The sequence below is a fragment of the Streptomyces alfalfae genome, assembly GCF_004127445.1.
Lineage (GTDB): Bacteria > Actinomycetota > Actinomycetes > Streptomycetales > Streptomycetaceae > Streptomyces > Streptomyces alfalfae.
Genome location: NZ_QEXM01000020.1, coordinates 200,623 through 208,669, shown reverse-complemented (window position 1 = coordinate 208,669; position 8,047 = coordinate 200,623). Strand labels below are relative to the sequence as shown.

Annotated in this window: 7 protein-coding genes; 4 read left to right on the top strand and 3 right to left on the bottom strand. The window is 73.2% G+C overall.

The window, feature by feature from the left end:
- Both DCW30_RS08365 and argG read right to left on the bottom strand, forming a co-directional pair.
- The coding region (locus tag DCW30_RS08365; protein WP_130221220.1) for a GlxA family transcriptional regulator at nucleotides 1-780 on the bottom strand (780 nt) is incomplete at its 3' end.
- A 175-nt stretch (nucleotides 781-955) separates the two neighbouring features.
- Entirely contained in the window at nucleotides 956-2,404 is a 1,449-nt protein-coding gene (argG, locus tag DCW30_RS08360; RefSeq protein WP_076682785.1) for an argininosuccinate synthase, read from the bottom strand.
- 175 nt (nucleotides 2,405-2,579) lie between these two features.
- Between argG and pstS the strand changes: the two genes are divergently transcribed.
- Together pstS and DCW30_RS08350 are read left to right on the top strand one after the other, a co-directional pair.
- On the top strand, nucleotides 2,580-3,728 hold the full coding sequence (gene pstS / locus DCW30_RS08355) for a phosphate ABC transporter substrate-binding protein PstS (RefSeq protein WP_237283312.1): 1,149 nt from the start codon (nucleotides 2,580-2,582) through the stop codon (nucleotides 3,726-3,728).
- 253 nt (nucleotides 3,729-3,981) lie between these two features.
- On the top strand, nucleotides 3,982-5,460 hold the full coding sequence (locus tag DCW30_RS08350) for a PepSY-associated TM helix domain-containing protein (protein WP_076682784.1): 1,479 nt from the start codon (nucleotides 3,982-3,984) through the stop codon (nucleotides 5,458-5,460).
- Between the two features lie 74 nt (nucleotides 5,461-5,534).
- Here DCW30_RS08350 and DCW30_RS08345 read toward each other — a convergent pair whose 3' ends face one another.
- Complete coding sequence (locus DCW30_RS08345) at nucleotides 5,535-5,984, bottom strand: VOC family protein (protein WP_062772810.1); 450 nt, start codon at nucleotides 5,982-5,984, stop codon at nucleotides 5,535-5,537.
- Nucleotides 5,985-6,352: 368 nt separating this feature from the next.
- On the opposite strand from DCW30_RS08345, the gene DCW30_RS08340 reads away from it, so the two are divergent.
- Together DCW30_RS08340 and DCW30_RS08335 are read left to right on the top strand one after the other, a co-directional pair.
- Nucleotides 6,353-6,697 carry a four-helix bundle copper-binding protein gene (locus tag DCW30_RS08340; RefSeq protein ID WP_076682783.1) on the top strand — a complete coding sequence of 115 codons (345 nt, stop codon included), beginning with the start codon at nucleotides 6,353-6,355 and terminating at the stop codon, nucleotides 6,695-6,697.
- Nucleotides 6,698-6,831: 134 nt separating this feature from the next.
- Complete coding sequence (locus tag DCW30_RS08335; RefSeq protein ID WP_076682782.1) at nucleotides 6,832-8,019, top strand: acyl-CoA dehydrogenase family protein; 1,188 nt, start codon at nucleotides 6,832-6,834, stop codon at nucleotides 8,017-8,019.
- Nucleotides 8,020-8,047: the final 28 nt, after the last annotated feature.

Below are 8,047 nucleotides of genomic sequence, written 5' to 3'. Positions count from 1 at the left end.
TTTGAAGACCCGTGCGAAGTGCCGCTCGCTGAGACACATCCGGGCCGCGAGCGCCGCCGCGGACAGGTCGTCCGTGAGGTGGTCGGCGATGTACGCCCGGAGCTCGTCGATGTCCCTGCGGGCCGACGCCGGGCGGCTGAGCGGCACGGAGAACTGGCTCTGGCCGCCCTGCCGCTTGAGGTACATGACGAGCTGCCGGGCCACCGCGAGGGCGACCTCCTCGCCCTGGTCCTCGGCCACCAGGGCGAGCGCCAGGTCCAGGCAGGCGCTGATCCCGGCCCCGGTCCACAGCCGTCCGCGGTCCGTCCGTACGAAGATCGGGTCCGGGTCGACCGTGACGGCCGGGTGGTCGGCCGCCAGCTGGGCAGCGGTCGACCAGTGCGTCGTCGCCGTGTGGCCGTCCAGGAGCCCGGCCGCCGCGAGCAGGTGGGCGCCCACGCACACCGAGGCCACCCGCCGGGCCTGCGGCGCGGTCGCCGCCAGCCACGCCACGACCTCGGCGTCGATGCGGGCGACGGGCCCCTGGCCGGTCATGTCGACCGCGCCGGGCACCAGCAGGGTGTCCACCCGGCCGGTGTCGGCGAACGCCAGGTCCGTGAGCAGCCGCACGCCCGCCGACGTGCGCACCGCACCGGCCTCCGGCCCCGCGAGCAGGACCTCGTAGCCGGGGCGGCCCCCGGTCTCCCGGTCGGCCAGCGCGAAGACCTCGGCGGGGCCTGTGACGTCGAGCAGGTCGACGTCGGGGAAGACCGCGATGACGACGCGGTGTGTGGTGGGCATGCGGCCATCCTCACGGCCGCCGGGGGCGACCGCAATGACGATTCCCTGTCACATCCGGACATGAGCGCGGAGAGGCGCTGGGCCGGACGCCGGGGCATGCGGAAGCGGGCCCCGGCGGTGGGGGGAGTACCGCCGGGGCCCGCTGGCCTCAGTGCGCACGGCCGATGGGCCGGGGTCAGTCGGTGCCGGACTCCATCGCCGCGCGGTCGAGCGCCGACTCCTCGTCCGTCACCTCGCCGCGCGAGGCGATCGCCTGCGCGCCGCCCGCGTCCATGGCGCCGATCAGACCGGTCGACGCCGCCTGCGCGGCGCCGATCGGCGCCGGGTGGCCGGTTCCGACCAGGCCCATGCCCGCGTACTGCTCGAGGCGCGCACGGGAGTCCGCGATGTCGAGGTTGCGCATCGTGAGCTGGCCGATGCGGTCCACCGGGCCGAAGGCCGAGTCCTCGGTCCGCTCCATGGAGAGCTTGTCCGGGTGGTAGCTGAAGGCGGGGCCCGTGGTGTCGAGGATCGTGTAGTCCTCGCCGCGCCGCAGCCGCAGCGTCACCTCACCGGTGACCGCGGCGCCGACCCAGCGCTGCAGCGACTCCCGGATCATCAGCGCCTGCGGGTCCAGCCAGCGGCCCTCGTACATGAGCCGGCCGAGCCGCCGGCCCTCGTTGTGGTACGCGGCGAGGGTGTCCTCGTTGTGGATCGCGTTGACCAGGCGTTCGTAGGCGATGTGCAGCAGGGCCATGCCGGGCGCCTCGTAGATGCCGCGGCTCTTGGCCTCGATGATGCGGTTCTCGATCTGGTCGGACATGCCGAGGCCGTGCCGCCCGCCGACCGCGTTGGCCTCCATGACGAGGTCGACGGGGGTGGCGAACTCCTTGCCGTTGATCGTCACGGGGCGGCCCTGCTCGAAGCCGACCGTCACGTCCTCCGTGGGGATCTCCACGGAGGGGTCCCAGAACCGCACGCCCATGATCGGGTCGACGGTCTCGATGCCCGTGTCGAGGTGCTCCAGGGTCTTGGCCTCGTGCGTGGCGCCCCAGATGTTGGCGTCCGTGGAGTACGCCTTCTCCGTCGAGTCCCGGTAGGGCAGCTCGTGGGCGAGCAGCCACTCCGACATCTCCTTGCGGCCGCCGAGCTCCGTGACGAAGTCCGCGTCCAGCCAGGGCTTGTAGATCCGCAGGTGCGGGTTGGCGAGCAGGCCGTAGCGGTAGAACCGCTCGATGTCGTTGCCCTTGAACGTGGAGCCGTCGCCCCAGATCTGCACCCCGTCCTCCAGCATCGCCCGCACCAGGAGCGTGCCGGTGACGGCGCGGCCGAGCGGCGTGGTGTTGAAGTAGGGGCGGCCACCCGACCTGATGTGGAAGGCGCCGCAGGCCAGCGCCGCGAGGCCTTCCTCGACCAGCGCGGCACGGCAGTCGACGAGACGGGTGATCTCGGCGCCGTACGCGGAGGCGCGGCCGGGCACGGAGGCGATGTCGGGCTCGTCGTACTGGCCGATGTCGGCGGTGTACGTGCACGGCACGGCGCCCTTGTCGCGCATCCAGGCGACGGCGACCGAGGTGTCGAGACCGCCGGAGAAGGCAATGCCGACGCGCTCGCCGGTGGGCAGGGAGGTGAGGACCTTGGACATAGGAAGAGTATGCATCAGGATGCATGGTCATGCAAACCCCGTGCTTCCGTACGGCGACGCGTCGCCCTGTGTTCGCCCAGGTGTCATCTTCCGTCGCCGTGGGTGGGCGAGGATGCGAGGCCCGACAGCGGTGACCGGGCGGCGGTGTGCCGGCCGGCCTCTCGAAAGGACGACGTTGCTGCGCCCACGGCCACGACGTACACAGCACAGCGGCAGGACACTCGGGGCGGGCTCGGCGGCGGTCGTGCTGTCGCTGGCCCTGGCGGGCTGCGGGCTCCTGGGGGAGGGGGCGGAGGACGGCGACGGAAGCGCTTCGTCCGTCGGGTCCCAAGCCGCCGACATCGACTGCGCTAAGTCGGGCAAGGTCCCCGGGACGGGTTCGAGCGCCCAGCAGAACGCCATGAAGCACTGGATCAAGGAGTACGAAGCGGCCTGCCCCGGGGTGCGGATCGCCTACAACCCGCTCGGATCGGGAGCCGGGGGAGCGCAGTTCCTGCGCGGCGCGACCGCGTTCGGCGGCTCCGACAGCCCCCTGCGCGCCGACGAGGTCGAGCTGTCGAAGCGGGTCTGCGAAGGCGGGCGCGCCATCGACCTGCCCATGGTGGGCGGTCCCATCGCGATCGGCTACGACCTGCCGGGCGTGCGGGACCTGGTGCTCGACGCCACGACCCTCGCCAAGATCTTCGACCGGCGGATCACGGCCTGGGACGACCCGGAGATCCGGCGGCTCAACCCCGGCGTCGAGCTGCCCTCCCTCCCCGTCCGCCCGGTGCACCGGTCCGACGACTCGGGCACCACGCAGAACTTCCAGGCCTATCTCGCGGGCGCCGCCCCCGACGTCTGGCGGCACCCGCCGGGCAAGGCCTGGCAGGGCAAGGGCGGCGCGTCGGCGAGCGGTTCGAGCGGTGTCGCCTCCGAAGTGACGTCCGGCTTCGGCGCGATCGGCTACTTCGAGCTGTCCTTCGCGCGGGCCCGCCACATCAAGACCGTCAGCATCGACACGGGCGCGCCCGCGCCGGTCGCGCCGACACCGAGGACGGCGTCGGCGGGGATCGCGGCGGCCCGGGTCGCCGGGAACGGCAAAGACCTGACGCTGAAGTTCCGCCACGACTCCTCGGCGCCCGGCGCGTATCCGATCGTCCAGATCACGTACGAGATCGTGTGCGACAAGGGCAATCAGAAGGCGACGCTGCCCGCCCTGAAGTCCTTCCTGGCCCACACGTCGAGCGAGGCGGGCCAGAAGCGGCTGTCCCGGCTGCACTACGCGCCGCTGCCGGAGTCCTTGGCGGAGCGGGTGCGGGAGGTCGTGAGCGGGCTGTCCTGATCCGGCTGCGGGGTGCGCCGACGGGCTTCGGGCCGCGGGTGGCCACGGCGGACGGCTGAGCCCGTGGCGTGGCGGCGGCAGGGGCGGACGGCTGAGCCTCTTGCGTGGTGGTGGCAAGGGCGTGGCGGCAGTGTGCCCACCCGCCAGTGGCGCAGGTCACGCCGGGGCGGGGGAACTCGGCCATGCCCCGGCCCGACTCCTGGATCGGCTCGGGCCCAGCCGGGCCATGGCCCGTCTATCCAGGGAGCGCCCTATGCCCGCCGAATCCACCGTCGTCGCCGAAGGCGAGGGGCGACCACCCGGCGAGCCCGCGGAGGCGTCGCGCGAGACGCGGGCCGAGGGCGCGCCCAAGCGGTCCGGCTGGGCGACCTTGCGGCCGCTCGTGCTGCGGCTCCATTTCTACGCCGGGCTGCTGATCGCGCCGTTCCTGCTCGTCGCCGCCACGACGGGCCTGCTCTACGCGTGTTCGTACCAGGCCGAGAAGATCGTGTACGCCGACGAGCTGCGCGTCCCGGTGCCGCCGGGGAAGGGCGAACTGCCCCTGACGCGGCAGATGGCCGCCGCCCGCGCCGCACACCCCGAGGGCTCGATCAGCGCGGTCAGGCCCTCGCCGGAGGAGGGGGCCACCACGCGCGTCCTGCTGTCCGGCGTGCCGGGCGTCGACCCCGACCACACCCTCGCCGTCTTCGTGGACCCGTACACGGCCGAGGTGCGCGGCGACCTGGAGCAGTACGGCTCGACGGGGGCCCTCCCGCTGCGCACCTGGATCGACGAGCTCCACCGCGATCTGCACCTCGGGGAGGCCGGCCGCCTCTACAGCGAACTCGCGGCGAGCTGGCTGTGGGTGATCGCGGGCGGCGGCCTCGTGCTCTGGCTGGGACGCCGCAGGTCGCAGCGGAAGGCGCGCGGCACGACGGGCCGCCGCCGCACCCTGGCGCTGCACGGCTCGGTCGGCGTCTGGGCGGCCCTCGGCCTGGTCTTCCTGTCGGCCACGGGGCTGACCTGGTCGGCGTACGCGGGCCAGAGCGTCAGCGACCTCCGCGAGGCCATCGGCCAGACCACGCCCGCGGTGTCGTCGACCGTCACGCCCGGCGCGGAGCCGGCGGCGGAGCCCGCGGGTGAGCACTCCGGCCACGGCGGGAGCGGCGGCTCCGGGGCCGCGGACGGCGAGGGGGCGGCCCGCGCGGACGTCGGGCTCGACGCCGTCCTGAAGGCCGCCCGCGGCCAGGGGCTCTCCAACCCCGTGGAGATCGTGCCGCCCGCCGACGCCTCGTCCGCGTACGTGGTCCGGCAGATCCAGCGAAGCTGGCCGGAGAAGCAGGACTCCATCGCCGTGGACCCCGCGAACGGCGAGGTCACCGACGTCCTGCGGTTCGACGACTACCCGGTGCTCGCCAAGCTGACGCGCTGGGGCATCGACGCGCACTCCGGTTCGCTGTTCGGCCTCGTCAACCAGTTCGCCCTCATCGCGCTCGCCCTCTGCCTGATCCTCCTGATCGTCTGGGGCTACCGCATGTGGTGGCAGCGCGGCCGGGGCTCCGCCTTCGGCCGGCCCGTGGCGCGCGGGGCGTGGCAGAACGTCCCGGCCCACGTCCTCGTCCCGCTGCTCGCGGCGGTCGCCGTCGTCGGCTACTTCGTCCCGCTGCTCGGCATCCCGCTCGCGGCGTTCCTCGCGGTGGACATCGCGCTGGGCGAGCTCGCCTACCGGCGGGGGAGGCGCACATACGCCTGAACCCTCCGATCCGCCGACGACGTGACCCCTCCGATCCGCCGAGGACCTGGAACCCCACCGACCCGCCGACGGGGCTAGGACGATGCGGTCGGGGCCGGCCCCGCGGCGACGCAGAACTCGTTGCCCTCCGGGTCGGCCATCACTATGTGGTGACCGGTGATCTCGGCGAGCACGCCGCCGCCCGCCGCGACGAGCCGCTCGGACTCCGCCTTGACCCTGGCCCAGCGCTCGCCCGCCGAGCCGTGCCCCGGCACGCGGACGTCGATGTGAAGGCGGTTCTTCGCGGTCTTCGGCTCGGGCACCTTGAGCAGCGACAGGCGGGGACCGCGCCCCTCGGGGTCGCAGAGCCAGGCCCCGTCGTCCACGGATTCGTCCGCGGGCGGGCCGAAGCTCGCGAACCACTCCTCGCGGGTGGTGAACGGCGCGGGCGGCGGCTCGTCGACATAGCCGAGGGCCGTTTTCCAGAAGGCGCCGAGGAGTTGGGCGTCGGCGCAGTCGAGGGTCAGGTCGATCATATAAGCCATGTGCGGACCGTAGCGCGCGGCACTGACAACGGGCCCGGGATGTACAGGCCGTCGCGGTCCCGTCGAAAACGAGTGCGGCTCGGGTGTGTGAGGCCCGTCAGAGCGGGCAATCGATGGGTGGGCCCCGCCGTGTCTCCCCCGTCGCGGCGGGGCTCCTTCGCGCCCGGCACGCCGTGCCCCTCCTCCGGCAGGTCCCCGTGCCGCTCCTCCGCCAGGTTTGAGCCTCACCAGGGCGGAAACCCGTGCCCGGCCGAAGGGCGAGGTCCCGTGACCGCCACGACACCCTTGCCGTCCGGCCCCCGGGCGGTGCGACCCGCGCCCGTCCCGACGGAGGAGCCGCAGCAGGGGGACCGGCCGGAGCCCGTCAGGTGCTGGAAGCGCGTTTCGCCTGCGCACGGGTCTGTGACGAGTGCGTCCGGGTCTGCGCCCGGCGCCGCCCGGCCGACGGGCCGAGCCATGCGCTCCGTCTCACCGCCGCCTGCGCCGACGTCTGCGACGCGACCTTCCGCGTCCTCGCCGGGCGGGGCGCGTACGGCGAGGAGGACGAGCAGCGCGTACGCGTGCAGGTCGAGTGGTGCCGCGCCGTCCGCCGCCAGTGCGCGGCCCTCTGCGCCACGTGCCCCGCGTCGGCCGGCTGCGCGAAGGCCTGCCGCCGCTGCGAACGGGCCTGCGACGACCTCACGAAGGCGCTGACGGGACCCGCGACGGCCTAGTGAAGGCGCCGGGCCGAGGCGACGGGCCCCGCGGCACTCGCTCCCGCACCGCCATTCCCTATTTCTGCAACGCGTTCTACTGTGTGCGCCGTCAGGTCCGGGAGCGAGTGAGCCAGCCAGAGCCTGGAGGGGCCGTGCACCTCGAATACACGCCGGAGCAGCAGCGGTTGCGCACCGAACTGCGCGCGTACTTCGCCGGCCTCGTGCCGGACGACGTGCACGTCCGCCATGCCGAACCCGCCGCCCGGAAGCGGTTCTACCGGGAGACCATCCGCCGCCTGGGCGCGGACGGCTGGCTGGGGGTCGGGTGGCCCGAGGAGTACGGCGGCCGCGGGCTCACGCCCATGGAGCAGTTCATCTTCTTCGACGAGGCCGCACAGGCGGGCGTGCCGCTGCCGCTGATGGCACTCAACACCGTGGGCCCCACGCTCATGCGGTTCGGGACCGAGGAGCAGAAGAGCTACTTCCTGCCGAGGATCCTCTCCGGCGAACTCGACTTCGCCATCGGCTACAGCGAGCCCGCCGCCGGCACGGACCTCGCGGCGCTGCGGACGAAGGCGGTGAGGGACGGCGACGAGTACGTCGTCAACGGGCAGAAGATCTGGACGACCAACGGCGACACCGCCGACTGGGTCTGGCTCGCCGTGCGCACGGCGGCGCCCGAGGAGGGCGTCCCGCTCCACAAGGGCATCACCATGCTCCTGGTCCCGACGACCGCCCCGGGCTACTCCTGCACCCTCATCAACACCCTCGCCTCGCACGACACCACGGCCGGCTACTACGAGAACGTCCGCGTCCCCGTCACCCACCGCGTCGGCGAGGAGAACAAGGGCTGGCGCCTCATCACCAACCAGCTCAACCACGAGCGCGTCACCCTCGCCGCCCACGGCACGATGGCCATCCGCGCCCTCCACGACGTACAGCGCTGGGCCATGGACACCAAGCTCGCCGACGGCCGCCGGGTCATCGACCTCGGCTGGGTCCGCCGGCGCCTGGCCATGACCCACACCAGGCTCGACGCGATGAAGCTCCTCAACTGGCGGATGGTCAACGCCGTCCAGGAGGGCACCCTCACCCCGCAGGACGCCTCCGCCGTCAAGGTCTACGGCTCCGAGGCGCGCCGCGACGCGTACGCCTGGCTCATGGAGGTCATCGGCGCGGCGGGCGCCCTCAAGGAGGGCTCGGCGGGCACGGTCCTGCGCGGCGATCTCGAACGCGGCTACCGCTCGGCGGTCATCTTCACCTTCGGCGGCGGCAACAACGAGATCCAGCGGGAGATCATCTCCTGGATCGGCCTGGGGATGCCGCGCGTACGGCGATGACCCGGGCGCCGGACACCCGTCACGGGAC